25 protein-coding genes are annotated in these 21255 nt (G+C 64.3%); 13 read left to right on the top strand and 12 right to left on the bottom strand.

Features of this window, described 5'->3' with window-relative positions; genetic code table 11:
* Nucleotides 1-34 precede the first annotated feature (34 nt).
* From AC1DHL_RS18365 to AC1DHL_RS18345, 5 genes are all read left to right on the top strand, one after another.
* Complete coding sequence (locus AC1DHL_RS18365) at nt 35-547, top strand: GlcG/HbpS family heme-binding protein (RefSeq protein ID WP_478162886.1); 513 nt, start codon at nt 35-37, stop codon at nt 545-547.
* Nucleotides 548-629: 82 nt separating this feature from the next.
* Nucleotides 630-1277 carry an FMN-binding negative transcriptional regulator gene (locus tag AC1DHL_RS18360; protein WP_478162885.1) on the top strand — a complete coding sequence of 216 codons (648 nt, stop codon included), beginning with the start codon at nt 630-632 and terminating at the stop codon, nt 1275-1277.
* A 1-nt stretch (nt 1278) separates the two neighbouring features.
* Entirely contained in the window at nt 1279-1506 is a 228-nt protein-coding gene (locus AC1DHL_RS18355; protein WP_478102969.1) for a hypothetical protein, read from the top strand.
* Complete coding sequence (gene tadA / locus AC1DHL_RS18350; RefSeq protein WP_478162884.1) at nt 1496-2572, top strand: tRNA adenosine(34) deaminase TadA; 1077 nt, start codon at nt 1496-1498, stop codon at nt 2570-2572. The genes AC1DHL_RS18355 and tadA overlap by 11 nt, the downstream gene beginning before the upstream one ends.
* Complete coding sequence (locus AC1DHL_RS18345; protein WP_478162883.1) at nt 2569-3510, top strand: LD-carboxypeptidase; 942 nt, start codon at nt 2569-2571, stop codon at nt 3508-3510. The genes tadA and AC1DHL_RS18345 overlap by 4 nt, the downstream gene beginning before the upstream one ends.
* A gap of 57 nt (nt 3511-3567) precedes the next feature.
* On the opposite strand, the gene AC1DHL_RS18340 is transcribed toward AC1DHL_RS18345, so the two are convergent.
* Entirely contained in the window at nt 3568-3825 is a 258-nt protein-coding gene (locus AC1DHL_RS18340) for a hypothetical protein (RefSeq protein WP_478162882.1), read from the bottom strand.
* A gap of 377 nt (nt 3826-4202) precedes the next feature.
* Between AC1DHL_RS18340 and AC1DHL_RS18335 the strand changes: the two genes are divergently transcribed.
* Entirely contained in the window at nt 4203-5150 is a 948-nt protein-coding gene (locus AC1DHL_RS18335; protein ID WP_478102974.1) for an adenylate/guanylate cyclase domain-containing protein, read from the top strand.
* A gap of 15 nt (nt 5151-5165) precedes the next feature.
* Here AC1DHL_RS18335 and AC1DHL_RS18330 read toward each other — a convergent pair whose 3' ends face one another.
* The 4 genes from AC1DHL_RS18330 to AC1DHL_RS18315 all read right to left on the bottom strand — a co-directional run bounded on the left by AC1DHL_RS18330 (nt 5166) and on the right by AC1DHL_RS18315 (nt 8601).
* On the bottom strand, nt 5166-5846 hold the full coding sequence (locus AC1DHL_RS18330) for a YceH family protein (protein WP_478162881.1): 681 nt from the start codon (nt 5844-5846) through the stop codon (nt 5166-5168).
* A 191-nt stretch (nt 5847-6037) separates the two neighbouring features.
* The gene (locus AC1DHL_RS18325) at nt 6038-7033 is read right to left on the bottom strand and encodes an FUSC family protein (RefSeq protein WP_478162880.1); all 996 of its coding nucleotides are present in this window, start codon (nt 7031-7033) and stop codon (nt 6038-6040) included.
* On the bottom strand, nt 7030-7392 hold the full coding sequence (locus tag AC1DHL_RS18320; protein ID WP_478102977.1) for a MarR family transcriptional regulator: 363 nt from the start codon (nt 7390-7392) through the stop codon (nt 7030-7032). Before AC1DHL_RS18320 ends, AC1DHL_RS18325 begins: the two co-directional genes overlap by 4 nt.
* Nucleotides 7393-7575: 183 nt before the next feature.
* On the bottom strand, nt 7576-8601 hold the full coding sequence (locus AC1DHL_RS18315) for a class I fructose-bisphosphate aldolase (RefSeq protein WP_478162879.1): 1026 nt from the start codon (nt 8599-8601) through the stop codon (nt 7576-7578).
* Between the two features lie 205 nt (nt 8602-8806).
* On the opposite strand from AC1DHL_RS18315, the gene AC1DHL_RS18310 reads away from it, so the two are divergent.
* The 3 genes from AC1DHL_RS18310 to AC1DHL_RS18300 all read left to right on the top strand — a co-directional run bounded on the left by AC1DHL_RS18310 (nt 8807) and on the right by AC1DHL_RS18300 (nt 10719).
* Nucleotides 8807-9772, top strand: coding sequence for an AraC family transcriptional regulator (locus AC1DHL_RS18310; RefSeq protein ID WP_478102980.1), 966 nt, complete (start codon nt 8807-8809; stop codon nt 9770-9772).
* A 113-nt stretch (nt 9773-9885) separates the two neighbouring features.
* On the top strand, nt 9886-10320 hold the full coding sequence (locus AC1DHL_RS18305; RefSeq protein ID WP_478102981.1) for a cyclophilin-like fold protein: 435 nt from the start codon (nt 9886-9888) through the stop codon (nt 10318-10320).
* A gap of 84 nt (nt 10321-10404) precedes the next feature.
* Complete coding sequence (locus AC1DHL_RS18300) at nt 10405-10719, top strand: hypothetical protein (protein WP_478102982.1); 315 nt, start codon at nt 10405-10407, stop codon at nt 10717-10719.
* On the opposite strand, the gene AC1DHL_RS18295 is transcribed toward AC1DHL_RS18300, so the two are convergent.
* From AC1DHL_RS18295 to AC1DHL_RS18275, 5 genes are all read right to left on the bottom strand, one after another.
* Entirely contained in the window at nt 10682-10855 is a 174-nt protein-coding gene (locus AC1DHL_RS18295) for a hypothetical protein (RefSeq protein WP_478102984.1), read from the bottom strand. The two genes, AC1DHL_RS18300 and AC1DHL_RS18295, sit on opposite strands and share 38 nt — an antisense overlap.
* Nucleotides 10848-11306 (bottom strand): cupin domain-containing protein, encoded by a 459-nt coding sequence (locus AC1DHL_RS18290; RefSeq protein ID WP_478102985.1) that lies wholly within the window; start codon nt 11304-11306, stop codon nt 10848-10850. The genes AC1DHL_RS18295 and AC1DHL_RS18290 overlap by 8 nt, the downstream gene beginning before the upstream one ends.
* Nucleotides 11307-11511: 205 nt before the next feature.
* Nucleotides 11512-11862: a hypothetical protein gene (locus AC1DHL_RS18285; RefSeq protein WP_478162878.1), complete on the bottom strand. Its 351-nt coding sequence runs from the start codon at nt 11860-11862 to the stop codon at nt 11512-11514.
* A 21-nt stretch (nt 11863-11883) separates the two neighbouring features.
* Entirely contained in the window at nt 11884-12327 is a 444-nt protein-coding gene (locus AC1DHL_RS18280) for an ion channel (RefSeq protein WP_478162877.1), read from the bottom strand.
* Between the two features lie 114 nt (nt 12328-12441).
* On the bottom strand, nt 12442-13563 hold the full coding sequence (locus tag AC1DHL_RS18275) for an AI-2E family transporter (protein ID WP_478102989.1): 1122 nt from the start codon (nt 13561-13563) through the stop codon (nt 12442-12444).
* A 111-nt stretch (nt 13564-13674) separates the two neighbouring features.
* Between AC1DHL_RS18275 and AC1DHL_RS18270 the strand changes: the two genes are divergently transcribed.
* Nucleotides 13675-15015 carry a TAXI family TRAP transporter solute-binding subunit gene (locus AC1DHL_RS18270; protein WP_478162876.1) on the top strand — a complete coding sequence of 447 codons (1341 nt, stop codon included), beginning with the start codon at nt 13675-13677 and terminating at the stop codon, nt 15013-15015.
* On the opposite strand, the gene AC1DHL_RS18265 is transcribed toward AC1DHL_RS18270, so the two are convergent.
* Entirely contained in the window at nt 15002-17350 is a 2349-nt protein-coding gene (locus AC1DHL_RS18265; RefSeq protein ID WP_478162875.1) for a PAS domain-containing sensor histidine kinase, read from the bottom strand. The genes AC1DHL_RS18270 and AC1DHL_RS18265 overlap by 14 nt on opposite strands.
* A 162-nt stretch (nt 17351-17512) precedes the next feature.
* Between AC1DHL_RS18265 and AC1DHL_RS18260 the strand changes: the two genes are divergently transcribed.
* Nucleotides 17513-17917 carry a response regulator gene (locus tag AC1DHL_RS18260; protein WP_478102993.1) on the top strand — a complete coding sequence of 135 codons (405 nt, stop codon included), beginning with the start codon at nt 17513-17515 and terminating at the stop codon, nt 17915-17917.
* Here the strand turns inward: AC1DHL_RS18260 and AC1DHL_RS18255 are convergent.
* Complete coding sequence (locus AC1DHL_RS18255) at nt 17907-18701, bottom strand: Crp/Fnr family transcriptional regulator (RefSeq protein ID WP_478102994.1); 795 nt, start codon at nt 18699-18701, stop codon at nt 17907-17909. The two genes, AC1DHL_RS18260 and AC1DHL_RS18255, sit on opposite strands and share 11 nt — an antisense overlap.
* A 318-nt stretch (nt 18702-19019) precedes the next feature.
* Between AC1DHL_RS18255 and AC1DHL_RS18250 the strand changes: the two genes are divergently transcribed.
* Entirely contained in the window at nt 19020-19658 is a 639-nt protein-coding gene (locus tag AC1DHL_RS18250; protein WP_478102995.1) for a response regulator, read from the top strand.
* 67 nt (nt 19659-19725) lie between these two features.
* Nucleotides 19726-21249, top strand: coding sequence for a DUF3300 domain-containing protein (locus tag AC1DHL_RS18245; RefSeq protein ID WP_478162874.1), 1524 nt, complete (start codon nt 19726-19728; stop codon nt 21247-21249).
* Nucleotides 21250-21255: the final 6 nt, after the last annotated feature.

The following is a 21255-nucleotide window of genomic DNA, read 5'->3' as shown; positions in this document are numbered from 1 at the left end:
GGCGCGACCCCATCGAACCCATTCGGAGATCCTCATGCATTCAACCCTTCGCCTCGGCAGCCTCGCCGTCCTTCTTGCCGCCGCCGTGACCGCACAGGCACAAAGCCAGGCGCCGAGCCCGGCCGTCCGGGCCGAAAAGAACATGTCGCTCGAACTCGCCAACCAGATCGCCGCTGCCAGCGTCGCAGCCTGCGCCGCCAACGGTTATGCCGTGGCGGCGACGGTGGTCGACCGCGCAGGCACCGTGCGCGCCGTGCAGCGTGCCGACAACGCCGGCGCCCATACGCTGGGCGCCAGCGAACGCAAGGCATGGACTTCGGCATCGGCCAAGTCGCCGACGCTCGCAATGATGGAAAACGCGCAGAAGAACCCGGGCGCGGCGAACCTGGTGAACATCCCCGGCTTCCTGCTGCTCGGCGGCGGCGTGCCGGTGAAGTCGGGCAACGAAGTGATCGGCGCAGTAGGTGTGGGCGGCGCGCCGGGCGGTCACCTCGACGAGCAATGCGCGAACGCGGCGCTCGAAAAGGTCAAGGGTCAACTGGGCTGAGCATCGAAAAGCGGCAGGGCGGGCGCCGCAAAACAAGGCGTCTCAGGGACAATCGGGGCGATTCTTTTCGCAGGGCCGCCCCATGTACATGCCTCCGCAATTCAATGGCACAGATCGCGCCATCGCTTTGGAACTGATGCGCGCGCATCCCTTCGCCAGCCTGATTTCGACCGACGACGAAGGCCTGCCATACGTCACTCATCTGCCACTGGTGGCGGATGAAAGGGCGTCCGGCGAACTGGCGCTGCTCGGGCACTGCGCCAAGCCCAATCCGCACTGGCGCTATCTTCGCGACCGGCCCAAGGCGGCGGTGACCTTTCTCGGGCCGCACGCGTACATGTCGCCTTCGGTCTACCCCGATCTCGCCCGCGTCCCGACCTGGAACTACCTCGCCGTGCATTGCACGGTCGAAGCCAGCCTGATCGAAGCGCCAGTCGAAAAAGATGCGCTGCTCAAGCGCCTGATCGGCCAGCACGAACCGGCCTACGCACAGCAGTGGCGCGACCTCTGCGAGGAGTTCCAGAACAAGATGCTCAACGGCATCGTCGGCTTCGAACTGCGCGTGACGACGCTCCAGTGCAAGCTCAAGCTCAATCAGCACCGCAAGGAATCGCATCCCGCCATGTACGCGCAGTACAGCGTGGGTTCGTCGGACGAGCAGGCGCTCGCGGGATGGATGAAGCGCCTCGGGATGAACGTGACCGATGCGGTCAGGGCCGAGGAGATCTGAGATGCGCGCTATCGGGCTCATCGGACTTCTGTTGGCGCTGGTCGTCGTCGGGGTGCTCGTCAAGAAGCAACTGAACGTGGTCACTGCGCCGGTGCTGCCGCCCGGCGTGGCGGTAACGGGTGCTGCACCGGCAGGCGATGTTCGCGCCCAGAGCCAGCAGATTCAGCAGCAGATCAAGCAATCCATCGAGGCGGCGCAGAAGCCGCGTCCCATGCCGGATGACAACTGACGCGCACTGGATGGCATTGGCGCTGGCCGAGGCGCGGCGGGCCGGTGAATCCGGCGAAGTGCCGGTCGGCGCAGTGGTGGTGAAAGACGGTGTGCTTGTCGCGAGCGGACGCAATGCGCCGGTCGCGATGCATGACCCCAGTGCGCATGCAGAGATCAACGCGCTGCGGGCCGCAGGGGAGGTGCTCGGGAACTACCGCCTCGATGGCTGCGAGCTTTTCGTGACGCTCGAACCCTGCGCGATGTGCGCCGGGGCCATGCTGCACGCGAGGCTGAAGCGGGCCGTGTTTGGCACAACGGATCCCAAGACGGGCGCGGCAGGATCAGTGGTTGATCTGTTCGTGCAGCCGCAACTCAACCATCACACGGTGGTCGAGGGGGGCGTCCTGGCGGACGAGTGCCAGGCGCTTCTGCAAGCCTTCTTCCGCGATCGTCGCAGCGCTGCCCGCGAAGCGGCAGAACCGTTGCGCGACGATGCCTTGCGCACGCCAGCCGAGCGCTTCAGCGCGTTGGCCGACTTTGCCTTCGCGCCGCACTACGTGAGCGAGCTGCCGAGCTTGAGCGGGTGGCGCATGCACTACCTCGACGAGGGTCCGGTCGATGCGGGATTCGCGCTCCTGTGCCTGCACGGACCCGGTGAATGGAGCTATTTCTTTCGCCATCTCGCAGGACTGAGGCAGGCACGCGTCCTGGCGCCGGATCTCATCGGCTTCGGCCAGAGCGACAAGCCCAAGCGCGAGGCGATTCATCGGCTGGACTGGCATCGCGATGTACTGCTCGAGTGGATCGACCGGCTTGATCCCGGGCCGCTGGCGCTCGTGCACAGCGCCGGCGCGTCCGCGCTGGCGTCGCTTCTCGTCGATGCGGCGCCGGCGCGTTTCCCCAAGCTGATGCGCGCACCCGACGAAGGAGGGCAGGCCGTCGACGCATGGCGGGCACCGTTCCCCGATCGCGGCTACGAGGCCGGCCTGCGGGCGCTGGGGGCCATTCCGAAGCGCGCCTCGGGCCTCTCGGCCGCGCAGGCTGCGCAACTCGTCAAGGACGCGATGGGATACTTCGCCCCGTGAAAAAACACATCTACATCTATTCGCCATCCAGCGCCGTGCGCGACAAGGCCGCTTTCAAGCGCGGCATCAAGCGGCTCCAGGCGCTGGGCCACGAAGTCGAGATCGACGAGACCGCCCTTGCCAGCCATCAGCGTTTCGCCGGCGACGATGCCGCACGCCTGGCGGCCATCGCCCGCGCCGCCGCCAGCGGTGCTGACGTGGCGCTCATCTCACGCGGCGGCTACGGCCTCACGCGCATCCTCGACGCCATTCCGTACAAGGCCGTCGCCAAGGCCATCCATCGCGGCACCGAGTTCGTCGGGCTCAGCGACTTCACCGCGTTCCAGTGTGCGCTGCTGGCGAAGACCGGCAGCGTGAGCTGGGCCGGTCCGGCCGTCGGCGAAGACTTCGGCGCCGAAGCAGGGGCCGACGACATCATGGAAGCCTGCTTCGACGATTTACTGTGCGGGCAGGGTGAGGGCACCGGCTGGCGGATGCCGGCGCGCGATTTCACCGGCCTGGGGCCCATTCGCGGCATCCATGGCGCAGTACTGTGGGGCGGCAATCTCTGCGTGCTGACGAGCCTGCTCGGTACGCCTTACTTCCCGACGATCGACAAGGGCGTGCTGTTCCTCGAGGACGTCAACGAGCACCCGTATCGTGTCGAACGCATGCTCGACCAACTGCGACATGCCGGCGTTCTCGCGCGCCAGAAGGCAGTGATCCTGGGACAGTTCACGGGGATCCGGAAGGTGCCGCACGACCGCGGCTTCGGCATGCAGGCCGTGACAGCGCGCCTGCGGGAGTTGATCAAGGTCCCGGTGCTGACGGGACTTCCCTTTGGTCACGTGCCGACCAAGGTTCTGCTGCCTGTCGGCGCCAAGGTGGAACTTGCGGCCGATGGGCGGGATGTCTTCATGGTCTGGGGACATCGGCACGGGCACGATCACGCGCACTGAGAGTGCCGGGAGAAAGCGGGGTGCGGGCCTGTCCGAGGCCGAAGCAGCGGCTTTCGATCAGGTGATGATGCGCTGGTGGGTCCTCGGACCCATCGTGTGCGGAAGGCCGCCCTTGAACAGGCGATTGATCTGGCGCATCTGGCGTCGCGCGGCGACTTCACCGTCCACAGCGCTCAGCGCCGTCAGCACATCCTGACGCAGATACCAAAGCGCTTCGAGATCGCCTGCGAAGCGCACACGCTGCGCAACGCGTTGCACGGAATGCCCACCGTGAACCTGCAGCAGCGACAGCATGGCTGTGCGAATCCGGCCCATCTGGCGATCCGTGGCACGGCGCGAGCCGAAGCCTGGAAGAGACAGAAAGCGGAAGAACCTGCTGAAGGGGGCCATGGAATGAAGGCGGGTGCCGGAAGCCTTGATGGGTGGGTACGTTACGGCTGGCCCAGTCATCACACAAGTATGGAAACAACATTTCATGTTTAAAAACAACATACTTCACGAATCACTTCAAGTTCCGGTCTAATAACGGATACCAAAGTGTTACTTTGTTAAGTGAAACGTTTTGCATTCGGCGTGTCGAAATGAAAAAGCAACACGTTTGCCGCGAAGTCGAGCGATTTGGCGCTGGAAGGCAGTGTTTTTTTGCTCCTTTGCCATAATCCGAAAGCGAGAGCTACCAAAAACTGCACAACATGGGCGCCGATTCCACTGTCGTATTTGCCGACTTGACGGGGAGCACCAGGGTCTTCGAGGCCATGGGGAACGCGCGCGCAACCGAGACGGTGACGCGATTGACCCAGTGGATTGCCGGCGTATGCGAATCCCACGGTGGTCGCGTCGTCAAGTCGCTCGGTGACGGCGTGTTTGCCGTGTTCGGAAACGGCATCACCGCGACGCGCGCCGTGCTCGAAATGCAGCGCAACCATCAGAAGCGGTTGCAGACCTGGCCGGCCCCGCTGCGCATGGAGCTTCAGATCGGCGTCGCGAGCGGCGAGATCGTGGAAGTCGACGGCGACTGCTATGGCGATGCGGTCAACCTGGCTTCGCGTCTCAGCGATCTCGCAGGCCCCGGACAGATCTGGGCGACCGAATCGGTCATCGAGCAATTGCACGAAGGCGAGGTTCGCCATCGCAGCCTGGGCCCGATCAACATCCGCGGCAAGAACGAGATGCCCATCGTCCACCGGGTCGACTGGCAGGACGAGGTCTCCGAATTCCTGACGATGCCCGCCTCGCTGGTTCCACCTGCGCGGGCTGCGGATTCGTCCTTCGGGCAGATCGAGTTGGCCTGGCTCGACGTGCGCTCGATGTTTCGTGCGGAAGAGTTGCCGATCCACCTCGGCCGCGTCGATGAGGCGCAGTTCGTCGTCAACGATCCGCGCGTTTCACGCCTCCATGCGCGCATCGAATCGCGCAATGGCAGTTGCGTGCTCGTGGATGTCAGCACGTACGGTACGTGGGTGCGTTTTCATGGCACGGCAGGCGCCAGCGGCGAGATCGCGCTGCGGCGCGACGAGTGCGTGCTGCATGGCAGCGGTGAAATCGGCCTGGGCGCGCCGTTGAGTGACTTCAGTGCGCCGACCATCTCGTTCAATACCACCGGCGGCAACGTGCTGCTGGCGCGGCGCGACGTGCGCTAAGGCGCCCTCGGCGCCTCACGAGGCGTCGGGTAGGTCGGAAATGCCCAGTTCCGAACAGATCCGGTTCACGAGGGCCTTTGTTCCCGCCAACTCCGCCTCCAGCCGTGCCACGTGCGCCTTGAGGGCGGCCACTTCGCTCAACGAGATGTCGCCGGCGCCGACGGCTGTCGCAGGACTGGTCAGTTCTTCTGCCGGTTCGCCGCTCAGCAGATGCGCCCAGCGGCTTTCCCGCGCTCCGGGCAGCCTTGGCAGCTTCACCACGAGACTGCCTGCGGGCCGCTCAGCCATTTCCTCGAGAAAAGCCTCGACCGACGAAATGTCCGCGAAGTTGTGCATGCGGTCGGACGCGATGCGAAGTTCTCCCGCCGTCTGCGGTCCGCGAAGCATCAGCACCGTCAGCAGGATGATCGACTGCGACGGAATCCTCAGCACGCCATCCACGTTGTGCGCGTAGCGAAAAACCCGGCCGCCGCTGGTCTCCTGCACGAGGCTGAGACTCTTGAGGCTGTCGATCGCAGTCTGGGCGTCGGCGTCCGTGATCTCGAGGATCGGGTTGCGGCTCGTTTTCTGGTTGCAGCCGGCCACGAGGGCGTTGAGGGTGAGCGGATAGCTGTCGGGCACCGTGCGCTGCTTTTCGGCGAGCACGCCGAGCACACGGGTTTCGAGAAGAGAAAGTACGGGCAGCGGGCTGGACATGGCAGGAATTCTGATAGGGATTTGACGGGAATCGGCGGGTCAGCGTAGCTTAGCGACCCGCTGCCTTCCCGTTGCCTATTCCGGAGGCAATGCGGCCGGAACCCGCGTGGATACACGCCACCTGCGGGTGACTCCCGTCACTTCACACAGTGTTATCCACAGAATCGCGGCACAACTCCGCCGACCGACGTTCAGGTCTGCGGCCGCTCGATCACGCGCACGAGACGTTGCAGATCTTCGAGGAGCAGGCGGAGTGGGGCGGCGAGGAGGGCATCCGGCGCATCTTCGCCGCCCGCACGGGTAGCGGCGCGCAGCGCGGCCAGGTCCGGCTGGCCACGTCCGGCGAGGACATCGGCGACGCTCGCAAGGCCGGCGCTTGCGGCCAGTGCGGCTTCGCGACCGCAACGCAGGGGTTGCCGCTCACCGGTAACGCGCAGTACACGGTTGAGCAGCGAGATGTCCTGCACGATCCGGCTCGTCAGTCCGGCAATGTTCCTGTGATGTCGCTCACCACTGGCCGCCTCGGTGCGCTTGAAGACACGCGGTGCGCGGTCCGCGCTTCCGGCGAGCGTCGTCAGGCGATCCAACGCGCTGCGAACGGCGGCACCTGTTTTCTCGGCGTCGGATTCGTCGCGCGCGCTTCGTGCGTCCGGATCTTGCAGGGGACGGGCCATGCGTTGGAGAAGGGCAGCGCACCCCGCCCGAAGGCGGTCGCCCGCGCGGTATCTCGACGAGACGATGGCCACGCCCATCGCGACGCCGACGCCGATGAGGATCTGGACCACACGCAACACGGCGACCTGCAATGCCGAATGGCCAGGGAGCCCGCCGGCCGCCAGGATGATCAACGCAGCGATCGGAGCGCTTCGCAAAGCCGGGCTCGCGGCGCTGGCAAAAGACAGCAGCACGATGATCGTGAGCGTCGTCGCGAGGACATTGCTGCCCATATGTTGCAGGTAGACGCCGAGCAGCCCGCCCGCGACGCCGATCAAAGTCCCCCGGGCGCGATCCCAGCCGGCATCGAAGGTCGACGCGGAATTGGGCCGCATCACGATCAGCGTGCTCATGACCGCCCAGAAGTGCTCGGGCAGCCCCACCACCATCGAAATGAAATAGGCGAGAACAACCGCTGAGGCCAGTTGCAGGCCGTGATGCCGCTTCTCGGCATCCATGGAAAACCAGCTCATGATCGCGCATCGACCTGTGCATCGGCGGCCAACGCCTCCGAAATACCTTCGATCAACGTGCAGGCTTGCAGCAGCACCGCGCGTTCGCGTTCACCGAGCGTGGCTTCAATGACCTTCGCGAGCGAGGCTTCGCCGGCATGGACCGCGGCGGCGAGCCGCTTCGAGCCCAGCCGCGTGAGGCTCAGGAGCGACTGTCGACCGTCGGACGCATGGGCCTTGCGCGCAATCCATCCGTCGTCTTCGAGTTCCGCCAGCAGCCGTGTCAGGGACTGGAGCTTCACGCCTTCACGTGCAGCGAGTTCGGTGGGCGTCGAAGGACCGGCGCGGTAGAGCTGCCCGATCGCACTGAGCTTCGCCACGCTGATTCCGCCTTGCTGCGGCGCGGGGCGCAATCGGCGGGACAAAAGGGTGACGGCTCCGCGAAGACGGATCGCGCAATGCGCTGAATCGGGTGGGGGGTCGGATCGGCTCATGCGAAGTACCAAGACGTGTCGTAGTTTTCGGATGCTAAGACATGTCTTGGTAAATCGCAACGCGCGAGGTTATCCGGCGGCATCTTCCATGGCCGCGCTGTACGCGCCTTGGCTTGCGGCGGCGTTCAGGCGTGCGCGCTTGAGCAATGCTTCCTGTGCCTGGCGCACATTGGCAGGGCGGCCTTGCCAGGCCTGCAGCGCGGGATCCTGGAGCGCGCGTCCATATGAAAAGCTCAGAAACCACGGTTGCGCGCCTAACCGATTCAGCGCATCCAGATTGGCCGTGGCCTCGGCGGGCGACTGTCCGCCCGAGAGGAAGTTGATGCTCGGGACGGCAGCCGGCACAGCGCGCCGCAGCACGCCGATCGTCTGCGTTGCCACTTCCTCGGGCGTTGCTTGCAGGGCGTGGGTCTTGCCTGGCACCACCATGCTCGGCTTGAGAAACATGTGTTCGAGCACCACACGATGGCGATCGAGGGCACGAAAGACTTCGTGCAGAACAGCCTGCGTGACCTCGGCGCAGCGCGCAAGGGTGTGGTCACCGTCGATCAGCACCTCGGGTTCCACGATCGGCACCACGTCGTGTTCCTGGCAGACGGCCGCGTAGCGCGCCAGCGATTCGGCGTTGGCCGCGATTGCCGCCTGGCCGGGCAGGGTGTCGGAAACGTTGTAGACGGCGCGCCACTTGGCAAATCGCGCGCCGTGCTGCTTGTAGCCCTCGAGGCGCTCGGCGAGCCCATCGAGGCCTTGCGTGATCTCGTCACCCGGTGCCAGCGCGAGCGGGATCTTTCCCGCGTCGACCTTGATGCCCGGCACGATCCCTTGCCGCGCGGCCAGTTGCGGCAGCGGTTCGCCATCGTCCGAGCGCTGAGTCAGCGTTTCCTCGTAGAGGATGACGCCGCTGACGTACTGGCCGAGGCCCGGCGTCGACAGCAGCAGGCTGCGATAGGCGCGCCGGTTTTCCTCTGTCGATTCCACGGCGATCGTCTTGAAACGCTTGGCAATCGTCGGGCCGCTTTCGTCGGCCGCAAGAATGCCTTTGCCTTTCTGGGCGATCGCTGCCACGGTGGCTTGGAGTGCGCTGGGAGTGGCCATGGGAATCCTCCGGAGGGATGTGCAGTCTGTCGCCGGGAGGTGCTGCAATGCAAGCCCCTCCTGGGCGTGATGCCATGGCCACTCGAGTTGTTTCGCGCCGTGCAAACGCGAGCGCCTTGCAGGATTGTTGAAGATGTTTGCACGATCCTCCGGTTGACTCGCCTGGGTGGAGACAAGCGTCGGCAAGATACCTAAGCTCCGATCCATGCTGACATCCACCCACAACGCACTGCGCAGCGATCGGCCTGTCGATCAGCTGCAAACCACCGTGATGAGGGCCGAACTCGCCGCCATGATCGACCGCATCACGGTCACTGACGGCGGCCATCAAACGCCTATACCGCGCCTGATGCTGGGGCGGGCATCGAGCGTGCAGCATCCAGTGCACGCCATCCACGAACCGGCCTTTTGCGTGCTGGCACAAGGCAGCAAGCGGGTTCTGCTGGGCGACGAGGTCTATGTCTATGACAGCAGCCAGTACCTGGTGGTGGCGCAGAACCTGCCCGTGGCCGGGCAGGTGATCGACGCGTCGCCGGAGGCGCCCTACCTGGGCCTGCGACTGAGCTTCGACGTCAAGGACATCGCCGCACTCGCGCTGGAAATGAAGCTCGGCGAAACCCTTCCGAAGCGGGCGTCGCAGCGCGGCATCTTCACCGGCGAGCTGTCCACGACGCTGCTGGATCCCGTGCTGCGGCTGACCAAGTTGCTGGATACGCCTGAAGACATTCCGGCGCTGGCGCCGCTGATCACGCGGGAGATCCTGTACCGCCTGATGAGGTCGCCCGACGGCTGGCGACTGGCCCAGATGGCCGTCGTCGACGGCCACAGCCAGCGCATCGCCCAGGCGATCGGCGTGCTCTCGCGACGCTTCCAGGAGCCGCTTCGTGTCGAGGATCTCGCGGACGAGGTCCACATGAGCGTGTCTTCGCTGCACCAGCATTTCAAGGCCGTCACCGCGATGAGCCCGCTGCAATTCCAGAAGCAGCTGCGCCTGCAGGAATCGCGACGGATCATGATCAGCGAAGACGTCGATGCCGCCACGGCAGGGCACCGCGTGGGCTACGAGAGCCAGTCGCAGTTCAACCGCGAATACAGCCGCTTCTTCGGCTTGCCGCCAGCGCGCGATGTCAAGCGCCTGCGCGAGCTTCAGCTGGGTCGCGTGAGCAGCTGACGACGGCAAGCGGCCAAGGCCGCAAATCCAACCGCAAATGTCAGTGGCGCCGCAATGCGGCACGCCGCAGGGGGCGTTCGTCCATTGATGGGCTCCATTCCGAGAGGTCAATCATGAAAATCCATCTGAAACTGAACGGCAGGGTGATCCCGGCCACCTTGGCGGACAACAAGACGGCGGAGGAATTCGTTGCCATGCTGCCGCTGACGATCACGATGCACGATCTCTTCAAGAGAGAGAAATTCGGTCCGCTGCCCAGTGCGATCTCGGGCAGGGGCACGCGCACTGACCAGGCCTACGAGGTCGGCGACATGATTTGCTGGGCGCCCGGACCCGACGTCACGATCTTCTACCGCCACGACGGCCAGACGATCAGCGGCGGCGTCCACGTTCTCGGAAAACTCGACTTCGGTGCGGAGGAGTTTGGTGCGCCCGGCCCGCTGACGGTGACCATCGAAGTGCCGGCGTTGGACATCGAGCAGTCGACCGTCGACCTGCTGAGCGCATGCGGGCGATGCACAGCGTCGGATTTACGCACGATGTTGTGAGTTCGTGTCTTACACACAGCGGTTCGCCGCTACGGCCAAAGTGAAAACTTCGGCGTATCGCCCCCACGGGCAAGGAGCAGCATCATGGACGCGCCAGAGATTGTGCACAGACAGCGCAGGCGCTATCAGCGGTTTTTCAGGCGTGCCTTCATGGTGGGGGCGGGCCTTGCACTCGCCCTGTTCGGCGTGCCGCTTCTCTTGCCGACGCCTGTGACGGTGCAGAGCGGCGCGTCGACCGCAAGGCTGATCCCCTATGACCTTGTCGAGTCGCAGTTGCTTCTGGTCTCGATCTTGCTGGCCGTCGTCCTCTGGTCATTGGCTGGCTGGATCACGACAACGCTGCTACTTTGGCTGGAATCGGTCAGAAACTCACCAAATCCACGATACCGTACCCGATGACCGCGAGCAGGCCGATGATGCCGGCCATCAAGAGGGGTGTTCCCCAGCGCGTCGCCCGCGCCGCAAATCCAACCGTCATGACGCCTGCTGCCACGCAGGTCGCGATCGCAGCGTTCAGCAGCGTGAATTCAGGCATTGCGCACCGGTTGCTGGGCGCCGGCGGGCGCAGCCGGAACCAGGCCGTAGCGCACCATGACGGAAATCAGCGCATTCTTGTCCGGCGGTCCTTTGCCGGCATTGGCGACCGCTGCCACGTCCCGAAAGTACTGCGCGCCGATATCCGGTGACTGCACGATCAGCGCCCGAGCGTCAGCCGCGAAGGGATTCGAGAACTGGTGGACGCTTCCTTTAGGGCTGAACATGGATTCACCAGGTGTGAGGTCCCGGACCTCGGTCCCGACCGAATACCGCAGGGTTCCTTCGAGAACGTAGACGCACTCGTCGTTCTTCGTGTGGCTGTGCGGCGGTGGCACGTTGGAGTTCGGCGGCACCGTGAGTTCGAACATGCCCATGGTGTCGGAATGCGATCCGTCCACCAGATAGCGAACGGACAGTTGGCCAAGCTTGATGACGGATGGATCGGTCATTTTTTCTCCGATGAGGACGGCGCTACATCATGCAAGGTGTTTGCCTGAAAGGGAAACACGCGGGTTCGGTGACAGGACAGAGAGAGCCGGGAGGGAAGGATCTGCAGATTCTGGAAGCTGGCTTTCGGAACTTGCGTCAGTCATTTTACATAATATACATTGTATTATTTTAAAGAGTCCGCAAGGAGGCTGGGCAAATCGACTCTCAGCGCCCCATCCGACTGTCATAGCTCCGAGAAACGCGATCGATCAGACCCGGATCGCGTGGACCCGTGGCGTCGAATTGCACACGCACGCTGCCGTCCGCCTGCTGACGCACGCTGGCGGTCACGGTGCCGGCACCGATGCGGCCGACGATGGTGCCGCTGCCGCGGTCCTCGACGCTGATCGCGAGGCCTTGGTCGCGCATGGCACCGGACGCCGCAGCGAACGATCGGTCGAAGCTGGCCGGGGCCGACGTCGACACGGGAACGGGATAGCCGTAGTACGCACAGCCCGACAAAGCCAACGCCGCAGCGAAATTCGCCGCGCGTGCCAGGATCGTGAAGCTCTTCATGCTGTCGCCTCCATCGGTTGCTCAAATACTGTGGCCGGCCTTTTCGGCTTGAGCCCTGATCATCTGCTGCAGGATCGCCATCAGCGCGGCGCCCGTCAGGCCGAACATCAACACGCCGTTCGCAGCCTCCAGCGGACCCAGCAGCTTCCAGGGCTTGGTCATCACCACATCGCCGTAGCCCAGCGAACTGAAGTTCACTGCGGAGTGGTAGACGGCCTCGTACAACTCGTCGAACTCGCCCAGCACCATGAACAGCGATCCCCAGATCATGATCTGGACGAAGTTGCCCAGGATCAGCACGATCATCGCGACCAGCAGCGAACGAATTTGGACGAATGGTCCTGCAATGACCGCCTTCCGATTCGACTGATTGATGTAGTAGCGAACGCTCCAGAACGTGACGGTCGCCTGCAGCACCAGGCACAGCAGGATGGTCGGCAGCCCGATCGAGAGATTGATCAGCATGGTGTGATTCCTCCGTTCAGGCCCACCGTGGTGCATCCACCGAGCATCGCGGCGGCGCCGGCCAACGCCATGATTCGCACCCTCGATCCCTTCGAAGGCATCGCGCGCGCCGGGTCAAGATGCAGTCGGCAAGTCGCTCTCCGCCACGACGTTCGGATCGGTCGCCACCCACCGCATCAGGATCTGATAACCCAGGCTCAGCGCGGTGGCACCGAGGAACATGCCCAGGATGCCGGCGCCCGCCAAGCCGCCCAGGGCACCGATCAGGACCACCGGCATGGGCGCATCCACGCCCCGGCCCAGCAAGAGCGGCTTCAGCACGTTGTCGAGCATGCCGGCGACCACCAGAAGCACCGTGTTGGCGACTGCCGGCACGGTCTCGTAGTCCTTGCTCAACCAGACGTAGGCGATGACCGGAATAGTGACCAGCAGTGCCGGCACCTGCGCGACGCCCAGCACCAGCACGATCACGGCCAGAACGCCGGCGAAGGGAATCTCGGCAAGGATCATGATGATGCCCACGGCCATGGCCTGGATGAAGGCCACGCCAACCACGCCCAAGGCCACTGCGCGAATGGTCGCGGTGGCCAGCGCGGCGAATTCCTCGCCTCGTCGGCTGCCGACGATGCGCCCGAGGATGGACTCCGCGGCTTCGGCACCCGACTCCCCGAAGGCCATGATGATGCCCGCGATGATGAACGAGGCCATGAAAAGCAGAATTGTTCCGCCAATGCTTGCCACCATCCCGAGCGCCTTGGCGGCCAGTTCGCCGAGTTGCGGCTGCATCCTCTGAATGACCGCTGGCATGTCCGTATGCGCCAACGACCACCAACCATGCAACTTCGGGCCAACGATTGGCAAGTCGGCCACGCGCGCCGGTGGCGCAGGAACTTCGAACTTGTTGTCTTTCACCTTCTCCACAGTCGCATGGACCGAATCGCCCATCGAGCCGAACACCACCGCCGTGGGCGCCACGATCAGCGCAATGCCGCCCAGCACCAGCAAGGTGGCCGCCAATCCCTGTTTGCCGCCCAGCTTGGCGGCCAGCGCCTGATGGCCCGGATAGATCGTCACCGCCAGGATCAGCGCCCACGCCATCATCGTGATGAAGGGCGAGAAGATCTTGAAACACAGCAGCGTCAGGGCCAGGACCAGTCCAGCCCGGATGAAGACATCCATCAGCTTCCTGGACAGTCGTGTTTCGAGTACCAGATCAGGCTTGTTGGTCGTTGTCATCGGTCCGCCCTCGAAAGTAGACGATGTAGGAATTTTCCTTCGCTGCTTCTTCTTTGACTTGACAACTCTCAAGAGTGGAGCAATCAGCGGGTGGCAGGATGCTGCATCTGTATGCGACTCGGTGATCTCCCTGTCGGAGCTCGACACGAACAACTGCGCTGGACGCTGATTGCGGTGGCGAGCATTGCCCTTGCCTTTCTGGGCGCCTGGCTGCTGCAAAGCGCCATTCCGCGCCACATCGTCCTCGCGTCCGGCCTGGGCGACGGCATGTACCACCAGTACGCGCAGCGCTACAAGGAAATCCTGGCACGCGACGGTGTGACGGTCGAGGAGCGCATGACAGGCGGCGCGGACGAGAACGAGCGCTTGCTGCGCGATCCCCATTCCGGCGTGGATGTGGCCTTCGTCCAAGGCGGCGTGGTGCGGCCGAACGAGCGCGAGACGCTGGTCATGCTGGCCGCCCTGTACTACGAACCGCTGTGGATCTTCTATCGCGACACCGTCGTCCACGAGCACTTCGACGAGCTTCGCCACAGGCGGCTCGCCGTGGGTTCACCGGGCAGCGGCGTGCGCGCTTTCATGGAACCGCTGCTCGCGGCCAACAACATCACCAGCCTGAATTCCGAGCTGGTGCCCCTGGTCAATCTGGAGGCCCTGCGCGCGCTGCAGGCGGGACAGGTCGACGCCGCATTCCTGGTCGGACCCGCGCAGTTCCCGGCAATCTGGCAGGCCTTGCACGATCCGGATCTGAAACTGCTGAGCCTTGCACGGGCAGAGGCCTATCAGCGCAGGTTCTCCTACATCACCAAGTTGACCTTGCCACCGGGAACGATCGATCTCGCACTGCACATTCCGGAGCAGGAGGTGAAGCTGATCGGCACCAAGGCGATGCTGGTTTCGCGGGATGGTTTGTCGCCGGCGATCATCAACCTGCTCCTCGAAGCCGCGCGCGAACTGCATGGGAACCAGGGATTCTTCGAAGCGGACGACGAGTTTCCGAACACTTCGATGGTGGACCTGCCGGTGTCGACCGATGCGAGTCGCCATCACCGCTTCGGGCCGAGCGTGCTTCACCGTTACCTTCCGTTCACCCTCGCGGCCTACCTCGAACGCCTGATCGTGCTGCTGGTGCCCGTGGTGTTCGTGATCGTTCCGCTGACCAATCTCCTGCCGCGGCTGTTCCGCTGGCGAGCGCGGTCGCGCATCTATCGCTGGTACGGAGAGTTGGCACTGCTCGAGCGCGATGTCGCAACGCGCACCGGCAACTTGCCCGTCGCGCAATGGCTCGGCGACCTGGTCCGGATCGAGCAGGCTGCTGCGCGGATCCGCGCCCCATTGAGCTATGCCAGCGAGGCCTATACGCTGCGCGAACACATCGGACTGGTTCGCCGAGCCGTGATTGCCAAGGCACAGGGCACTGATGCGAGCGCGGACGAGCTCACGGCTCGTTGATCCAGAAGTGGGCGATCATCACGTCCCCATTGGCCATCGACGTGACGTGCATCCGGAACCAGCGCAACTCGTCGGGCGAGTGACAGGGGTATTCGCAGGTGAACGTCGTCCGGCCCTCGTCGATCACGCCTTCGAGCCCTCGAAGAACTTTCCGCGTCGGTTCGTCCTTGAGCGAACTGCTTCGACATGCTTCCAGGTAGTTCACGCCCGGGCCGACCGACCCGGGTCCGGGCATTCCGTTGTGGTCGACGAATTCGGTCCACGCGCGATTGACGAACCGGATCGTGCCGCGCCGGTCCATGACCGCGACACTGCCCGCGATGGCGTCGATCACATCCTGCAGTGTCTTGTCGGTGGCTCGGCTCAACAGTCTTGGCAACGCATGGGCATCATCGAATTCCGCGCGGGACGCTCCGCCCTCCCCTTTGTCGGCCAATTGCCCCGGTGCGGCCTGTGGGCCGGCCAACCCCGGCGTTCCGGAGCGCGGGACGAGCACGTCGAGCACGGTGCCTCCTTGCGGCCCGCTGTCGATGCGCATGATCCCGCCGTTGGCACGAATCCGTTCCCGGATGCCCAGAATCCCGAAAGACTCGTGCTTGCGCATATCTGAAGCGGCCATGCCGCGGCCGTTGTCCTTGACCTGGAGCGAGATCGAGTTTTCGGTCGCCATCGCAAGGCGAATGTGCACCTCGCTGGCGTGCGAATGCTTGGCCACGTTGTTGAGCGCCTCCTGGGCGACGCGGTACAAACAGAGGGCGACTGACGGCGCTTCCACCCATTCGTTGAAAGCATCTTCCCCGGGTGTATTCACCTCGCATGCGATTCCCGTCTGTTGAGTGAATTGGCCTGCCATCGCCTCCAGCGCCGGCACCAGGCCGAGGTCTTCGAGCATGGGAGGGCGCAGGTCGTTCACGATCCGCCGCGTCGAAGCGACTGCCCGCTCGGCAAGGCGATCGACCCCGGCAACCAGCGGCGGCAATTCCGGCGCCTCGTCGCCAAAGCGAGCGCTGATGAAGTGCAGATCCATGCGGATCGCGGACAAGGTTTGCTGCAGGTCGTCGTGCAGTTCGCGCGCAATACGCTTGCGTTCTTCTTCCTGCACCTGGTCCCGCGAAGCGATGAGCCGTTGCAGGGCGAAATGCGAAGACGCAAGGTCGGCCTGCACTTCCCTGATCGCGGTCACATTGCGTGCCGCGACAACGGCGCCTGCGATCGTTCCGCTCTCCGAGCAAATGGGCGCGAAGCTGTAGCTGCCGATCAACGACGCCCCGGTGTCCTTGCGCCGCAAGCTGTATTCGACGTTGGTCGCCGTCTCTCCTCGCAGGGCCCTGGCAAGCGGCCACTGCTCCCGCGTCGCGTGCTCGCCATTCGGCAAGAACACATCCAGCATGTCCATGTAGTCTGCGATCGCGCGACTGCAAGCGGCCTTGTCCGGAAAGCCGTGAAACGATGCAAAGGCATCGTTGAATTCGATGAGCCGGCCCTCGACGTCGGAGATGCAGACCGCGTCGCTCATGCTCGACAGCGCCGCCTGAAGCTTCGAGGCGCTGTCGCGGAGAGCATGCTCGGCCTGCTTGCGTTCCGTGATGTCACGCAGGATCACCGTGTACAGCAGACGCCCGGCAATGGAAACGTGGGAAATCGCAGCCTCGATGGGGAACTCGGCGCCATCCGCTCGCAATGCGGCCACATCCCGCTTCAACCCTATGCGACGCGAGATGGCCGGGTCGCGGCCCAATGCGTCGACATCCCGTGCATACCTCTCCCGAAATCGCGATGGAACGAGGCGGTCCAGTGGCGCGCCGATCAGCTCGTCCAGCGTGCAACGGAACATCCGGGCCGCTGCAGGATTGGCTTGCACGATGACCTGGTTCTCGTTGGCCGTGAGAATCGCGTCGACGGCCGATTCGAAGATTCCCCGGAGTCTCGCTTCGGTCAATGCCTGCGCATCGACCATCAGATTGAGTTGTTGTGCGACCGCCCTGATCTCGGGCGGCCCCGTGAGCTGGGCCCGAATCGTTTCCTTGCCTGAAGCAATCTGGCTGGCCGTCTCTTTCAGGTGCGAGATGGGGTTGACGATGGCAGCGCTCAGGCGCCACGCCAGGACAAGCGCGAGGAGGCACAGCCCCGCGGCGATGACGATCGCTCGCAGCACTGCGCGCTCGTATTCCGCAAAGACCTCGGCCTGAGGCAGACTGGCCGCCACTCGCCAGTCCGCGCCGGGGAGAGTCACGAATGCAAACCACGCCAGCAGCGCTGCCACGGGAAGCATGACGCCGACCATCAGCAGAACGATTCGGCTCCGGATCGACAGGTTCTCAAACCATGAAGACAAAGGATTCCTCGCCAGTCAGTGGATGCGGGTCGGACCGCCCGTAGGATGCCTCAAAAAAGCGGACTTTCTGACGATTCATTGATCAGACTCACTCGGCGCGCGGCTGATCAGGGGCAACATGGCGGCCTGGGGGGTCAACAACGGCGGTTGTGAGGTCTACAAGTGAAAGTGCTGCTGGTCGACGATTCCACGGCTATACAGCGAAGCTTCGGGGCGCTGCTGGCGAGCGCACCCGGCGTCGAAGTCGTGGGCTATGCCGATGACCTGGCTTCGGCCATGGCGGCGATTACCTCAAGCCAGCCCGAACTCATTGTTCTGGATGCCATGCTGCGCGGGCAAGACCGGGGGATCGATGTCCTGCGTCATGTCAGGCAGCACCATCCCGGCATCAAGGTCGTCATGATTTCCCAGTTCAATTGGGTGGCCATGCGCAGCAGTCACATGGAAGCCGGCGCGCTCGCCTACTTCGACAAGAGCACGGAGTTCCAGCAAGCGCGAGACTTCATCGCGGATTTGTCGAATGCCCAGTCCGCGGCGTCTGCGGCCTCTGCCACGCTCAAGCCCTGAGGGCATGCCGCTTTGCAGGCGCGCGCGTGCCTTGCGCGTACCGCTGCAACGCATCGAGATCAAGAATCTCGACCTTGCGTTGCTCGACCTCGATCAGGCCCGCTTCCATCAACACCGCAAATGAACGACTGATGGTTTCATGGGCCACGCCAAGATAGCTTCCGATGTCACGGCGCGTCATTTGCAGGCGCAGCGATCGGGGGGATTGCCCGCAACTCGACATGCACCGCGATACATGCAGCAGAAACCTTGCCAGCCGCACCTCGGCCGCGGCGGCGGCCATCATTTCCGACACCCGGGTCAGGTCGACCATCGCCTTGGCCACGGCGCGCATCACGCCACGGTCGAACGACGGAAGGTCTTGCGTCAAGGCATAGAAATCGGGCAACGCAATCGAAAAGACACTCGCATCCTCCAAGGCCACCGTCGCCATGAGGTGGCGAGCATCCGACAGTGCATCGAAGCCCAGCAACTCTCCCCGCCGCACAAAGCCGAAGACCTGCTCGTAGCCATCTTCGGCGGTCCGGAAAACCTTGAAGACGCCTGTGCGAACCACATGGATGGAGGTGGCCGGCGCCCCTTCAAGAAACAAAAGTTCTCCCGCCTGCAGACGCCGCACGGTGGGCTGGACGATGGGTGCGTGCAATTCATCGTCGACCAGCACGCCAATGAGATCGAGCATGTCATGCAGGTGGGTCCATTCGCGACGATCGATGCCGGCAAGCCCGAACCTGCCATTGCCGCTGAAATGCATGGACGTTTCCTGGACTTGAGGGATGTTCATCGAATGCTCTCCGTGGTGGGCGATGGCTGAGGGTGCGCGAGGCCGGAGCTTGCATCGCCGGCAGCAGCCCGAACATCGGCGCAATGCTTGGCACGAGAGCGGATTGATCCTTGAGTTCTCGGATTTTCCCGATCGCCGAGTAGGAGTATTCCGATATCAGGCGATCGCGAGATCGAGGATGGGAGAAGCCACGGCTTGTGGAGATGCGCGTTTCGCGCCATATTCGCTTCAACAGACAAGACCGATCTTGGCAGTTCGTTCTGCTGGATCCGAGGAGGTATCTTGAGAGCTGCCACTCCTTCAAAGCCGGCGCTGCGAATGCTTTTGGTTGACGACCACATGATCGTTCGGGAAGGCCTGATGCGAGTGCTCGATCCGGCTGGCAACAACTGGGTCCTGACCGAGGCGAATACCGGCTACCAGGCGCTCGAGTTCCTCCGTGAGAATGCGTTCGACCTTGCGCTCATCGACCTGTCGATGCCCGGGATGACAGGGCTTGAACTGGTGCAACGCATCAAGAACGAATTCACGAGCGTTCGCATCCTCGTCCTGAGCATGCACGCGGAAGAGCAATACGCAGTGCGCGCCTTCAAGGCAGGTGCCCACGGCTACGTCACGAAGGACATCGCGGCAAGCGAGCTCGTCGGTGCAGTCCGCAAGGTCGCTGCAGGTGGCGTCTATGTCACCGAGAGCCTCGCCGAGAAATTCGTGCAGCAACTCAATGGATCGTCGGAAGCGCCGAGACACGCGGTTCTGACCGACCGTGAGCTCGATATCCTGCGACGCGTCGCGGCTGGCCAGCCGCTCACTGCCATCGGCGACGCGCTTCACCTCTCGGTGAAGACCGTGAGCACGCACAAGACGCACATCCAGGAAAAGCTGCAGCTCTCCAGCACCGCCGAATTGATTCGCTACGCGCTGGAGAATCACATCGACGACCCCTTCATCCAGGCGTAGACATTGGCCTGCTCGAAAGGCAACAGCCGCCGATGATTGAATGGCCCTCAAGAAAGGAAGGCGACATATGCGTGTCCTGATCGTCCGATTCGCGCGCGCGCTCATGATCGCCGCCTCGCTGTTCACGGCATTGGCGGGCGCGCAGCAGGGCCAGACCTTCTCCCGGGAGCAGCTCGACCAGATGGTCGCCCCGATCGCGCTGTATCCAGATTCGCTGTTGTCGCAGGTTCTGATGGCCGCCACGTATCCCGCAGACGTCGCCGATGCCGCGAAGTGGTCCAAGGCACACCCTGACCAGAAAGGCGATGCGGCGCTGAAGATGGTCGCCGACCAGCCGTGGGACCCGAGCGTGCAGTCACTGGTCGCATTTCCGCAGGTGCTGCAGATGATGGGCGACCAGCCGGATTGGGTGCAGAACCTCGGCGATGCCTTCCTTGCCTCGTCCAAGGAGGTCCTCGACTCTGCGCAGCGATTGCGCGCCAAGGCCCAGCAGACCGGCAACCTCAAGAGCTCCGAGCAGCAGCAGGTCATCGTCGAGCAGGAACCGCAGACGCAGCAGACGGTGATCAAGATCGAGCCCACGAACCCGCAAGTGGTGTACGTGCCTGCCTACAACCCGACCGTGGTCTACGGTGCGTGGCCCTACCCGGGCTACCCGCCCTACTACTACCCGCCTGCGCCCTACTACTACCCCGGCGCGGCGCTCGCGACCGGCATCGCCTTCGGTGTGGGTGTGGCGGCCACCGCTGCACTCTGGGGCAATACCAACTGGGGCGCGGGCAACGTCAACGTCAACGTGAACCGCTACAACAGCGTGAACGCCAACCGGCAGATCAACGCCAACCAGACGAACTTTCAGCACAACGCGTCCAACCGGCGCGGCGTGCCGTACCGCGATTCAGCGAGCCAGCAGCAGTTCGGAAAGAACGTCGGAGGCGCGGAGCAGCGCGGGGACTACCGCGGTCGCGATGCGCAGCGTCAGCAGGCGCAGTCCAACCTGCAGCAACGCGGCATGGACCCGGGCCAGGGTCGCGATCAGCTTCGCAACGACCCCGCGACAAGGGATCGGGCCCAAGCCGCCGCGGGTGGCGCGGGTCGCGGACCTGGGGGCGTTGGCGGACCCGGAGGTGTCGGGGGCGCCGGCCGTCCAGGGGGCGCTGGTGGTCCCGGAAGCGTCGGCGGTCCTGGGGGGCCGGGCGGTCCTGGCGGTGTCGGCGGTCCCGGAGGTGCTGGCCGTCCTGGCGGCCCTGGCGGCCCTGGCGGTCCCGGAAGCATCGGCGGTCCTGGCGGCCCTGGCGGCGCTGGCGCACGCGGCGGCGACAACGCCCTGCGAGGAGCCGGCGACGGAAACCAGGCGCGCCAGCAGGCCAGTCGCGGCGACGCAAGCCGCCAGTCCATGGGACAACACCAAGGCGCTGGTGGCGCACGCGCCGGCGCTGGCGGGGGCGGTGTACAGATGGGCGGTGGCGGTGGCGGCCGGCCAAGCGGCGGAGGCGCGCACATGGGTGGTGGTGGTGGCGGCGCTCGCGCAGGCGGTGGTGGTGCGCGTGGCGGCGGCGGTGGTGGACGCGGCGGCGGTGGCCGTCGTTGACAGGAG

Source organism: Variovorax sp. 10L426 (assembly GCF_056395305.1).
Note: the sequence above shows the minus strand (reverse complement) of the source record. Positions and strands in the feature narration are given on the sequence as shown.

Excerpts from the sequence above, each read along its gene's own strand:
- AC1DHL_RS18360 (WP_478162885.1), top strand. The coding sequence starts at position 630 with ATGTACATGCCTCCGCAATTCAATGGCACAGATCGCGCCATCGCTTTG.
- AC1DHL_RS18245 (WP_478162874.1), top strand. The coding sequence starts at position 19,726 with ATGCGTGTCCTGATCGTCCGATTCGCGCGCGCGCTCATGATCGCCGCC.
- AC1DHL_RS18355 (WP_478102969.1), top strand. The coding sequence starts at position 1,279 with ATGCGCGCTATCGGGCTCATCGGACTTCTGTTGGCGCTGGTCGTCGTC.
- tadA (WP_478162884.1), top strand. The coding sequence starts at position 1,496 with ATGACAACTGACGCGCACTGGATGGCATTGGCGCTGGCCGAGGCGCGG.
- AC1DHL_RS18290 (WP_478102985.1), bottom strand. The coding sequence starts at position 11,306 with ATGACCGATCCATCCGTCATCAAGCTTGGCCAACTGTCCGTTCGCTAT.
- AC1DHL_RS18295 (WP_478102984.1), bottom strand. The coding sequence starts at position 10,855 with ATGCCTGAATTCACGCTGCTGAACGCTGCGATCGCGACCTGCGTGGCA.
- AC1DHL_RS18250 (WP_478102995.1), top strand. The coding sequence starts at position 19,020 with ATGCTTTTGGTTGACGACCACATGATCGTTCGGGAAGGCCTGATGCGA.
- AC1DHL_RS18300 (WP_478102982.1), top strand. The coding sequence starts at position 10,405 with ATGGACGCGCCAGAGATTGTGCACAGACAGCGCAGGCGCTATCAGCGG.
- AC1DHL_RS18270 (WP_478162876.1), top strand. The coding sequence starts at position 13,675 with ATGCGACTCGGTGATCTCCCTGTCGGAGCTCGACACGAACAACTGCGC.
- AC1DHL_RS18315 (WP_478162879.1), bottom strand. The coding sequence starts at position 8,601 with ATGGCCACTCCCAGCGCACTCCAAGCCACCGTGGCAGCGATCGCCCAG.
- AC1DHL_RS18365 (WP_478162886.1), top strand. The coding sequence starts at position 35 with ATGCATTCAACCCTTCGCCTCGGCAGCCTCGCCGTCCTTCTTGCCGCC.
- AC1DHL_RS18285 (WP_478162878.1), bottom strand. The coding sequence starts at position 11,862 with ATGAAGAGCTTCACGATCCTGGCACGCGCGGCGAATTTCGCTGCGGCG.
- AC1DHL_RS18280 (WP_478162877.1), bottom strand. The coding sequence starts at position 12,327 with ATGCTGATCAATCTCTCGATCGGGCTGCCGACCATCCTGCTGTGCCTG.
- AC1DHL_RS18305 (WP_478102981.1), top strand. The coding sequence starts at position 9,886 with ATGAAAATCCATCTGAAACTGAACGGCAGGGTGATCCCGGCCACCTTG.
- AC1DHL_RS18325 (WP_478162880.1), bottom strand. The coding sequence starts at position 7,033 with ATGAGCTGGTTTTCCATGGATGCCGAGAAGCGGCATCACGGCCTGCAA.
- AC1DHL_RS18255 (WP_478102994.1), bottom strand. The coding sequence starts at position 18,701 with ATGAACATCCCTCAAGTCCAGGAAACGTCCATGCATTTCAGCGGCAAT.
- AC1DHL_RS18335 (WP_478102974.1), top strand. The coding sequence starts at position 4,203 with ATGGGCGCCGATTCCACTGTCGTATTTGCCGACTTGACGGGGAGCACC.
- AC1DHL_RS18275 (WP_478102989.1), bottom strand. The coding sequence starts at position 13,563 with ATGACAACGACCAACAAGCCTGATCTGGTACTCGAAACACGACTGTCC.
- AC1DHL_RS18310 (WP_478102980.1), top strand. The coding sequence starts at position 8,807 with ATGCTGACATCCACCCACAACGCACTGCGCAGCGATCGGCCTGTCGAT.
- AC1DHL_RS18340 (WP_478162882.1), bottom strand. The coding sequence starts at position 3,825 with ATGGGCCGGATTCGCACAGCCATGCTGTCGCTGCTGCAGGTTCACGGT.
- AC1DHL_RS18330 (WP_478162881.1), bottom strand. The coding sequence starts at position 5,846 with ATGTCCAGCCCGCTGCCCGTACTTTCTCTTCTCGAAACCCGTGTGCTC.